The organism is Fischerella thermalis PCC 7521 (genome assembly GCF_000317225.1).
GTDB classification, from domain to species: domain Bacteria; phylum Cyanobacteriota; class Cyanobacteriia; order Cyanobacteriales; family Nostocaceae; genus Fischerella; species Fischerella thermalis.
On record NZ_AJLL01000109.1, the window covers coordinates 1 to 1,171 of the forward strand.

At 38.1% G+C, this 1,171-nt stretch carries 3 protein-coding genes; 1 reads left to right on the forward strand and 2 read right to left on the reverse strand.

Annotated elements, in window-relative coordinates; genetic code table 11:
* Together UYK_RS27030 and UYK_RS0123725 are read right to left on the reverse strand one after the other, a co-directional pair.
* Nucleotides 1-346: transposase (locus tag UYK_RS27030; RefSeq protein ID WP_016872279.1), on the reverse strand; the 346-nt coding region annotated here is incomplete at its 3' end.
* Complete coding sequence (locus tag UYK_RS0123725) at nucleotides 303-899, reverse strand: RNA-guided endonuclease InsQ/TnpB family protein (protein ID WP_016872280.1); 597 nt, start codon at nucleotides 897-899, stop codon at nucleotides 303-305. The genes UYK_RS27030 and UYK_RS0123725, both read right to left, overlap by 44 nt.
* An 88-nt stretch (nucleotides 900-987) precedes the next feature.
* Between UYK_RS0123725 and tnpA the strand changes: the two genes are divergently transcribed.
* Nucleotides 988-1,171 (forward strand): IS200/IS605 family transposase (gene tnpA / locus UYK_RS25475; protein ID WP_423752158.1); only part of this gene is annotated, 184 nt, incomplete at its 3' end.

Here is a 1,171-nt window from a genome sequence, read left to right on the forward strand (position 1 = left end):
TTAGTCCTGTTTTTTGATGTTTTCCTTTGCTACCCTTTTTGGCTTTACGAGTCATACCCTTGATATTCAGTTTTTCAGTAGCTACCAAGCTATTACCGCTAACTATTTGTGCAGCTACTTTGTGTTGCCAATCTTGTCTTTGATTGGCGACTTTGTTCTGAAGTTTACTTATTTGCTTTCTAACTTTCCTCCAACGCTTAGAGGCTTTAATCTTCTTTTTGAAATTAGGCGCACGTTTGCGGCGCAATTTTTTAGAAGTTTGCTCTATCTTTTGTTGGGTGCTGGCTAAAAATTTCGGATTATCAATTATCGTTCCATCCGAACAAGCTGGCTTCGTGGTAAACACCAAAATCTAAACCTATAGCACCAGTACTTGTTTCTCTTGCTGGCTCACAGTTTACTGTGATTGAAGCGTACCATTTACCTTGTTTCCAGATGATTGTACAAGTTGTTGGTGTACCCCAAGTTCTGGCTCTTCCTCGTATCTGGATTGATCCTAAATTAGACAATTCCAGATAACCGTTATCGCCTGTTGTGTGTGCTTTCCCTACGCACGTAGCTGGATAAGTCCATCCACGATAATGTCGTGCAGACTTAAACTTTGGATAACCACCTAACCCACTAAAAAATCGTTGGAAGGCATAATCAACACGCTTCACCGTTGCTTGTAAAGCTTGTGAGCCTAATTCTTTATATTCATGCCAACATTCTTTGAAATCTGGCAGAATATTTTGCTGGTCATAGTAACTAATAGATTTACCAAAACGCTGATATTCTGTTTTTCTGTGATAAAGACAGGCGTTATATAAATCTTTGTGGAGTCGTCGCCAATAATCTAATTTCGACTTTTGAGATTTAGTTGGATATAAGCGAAAGGTAGTTCTACGTGTTACTATCATGGGTGATATACTAACACTCACCTAATTTATTGTGTAACCCTCTCTCAGAAATAGTTCTCACGCTGTATTCTGTATTCACTTGCATATTGTGTTGGTAACGAAGTATCGACGTAAAGTTATCACTTCAGAAATGCTCATTAGACTAAAAGCAATTTTCAAGCATCTCTGTGAGCAACAAAAAAGTATTTTGATTGAGTTTAACGGCGAAGAGGACCATGTTCATCTTTTGGTCAATTTGTCTCCAGACAATAATATTTCTGAGTTTTTCAACG

Excerpts from the sequence above, each read along its gene's own strand:
- UYK_RS0123725 (WP_016872280.1), bottom strand. The coding sequence starts at position 899 with ATGATAGTAACACGTAGAACTACCTTTCGCTTATATCCAACTAAATCT.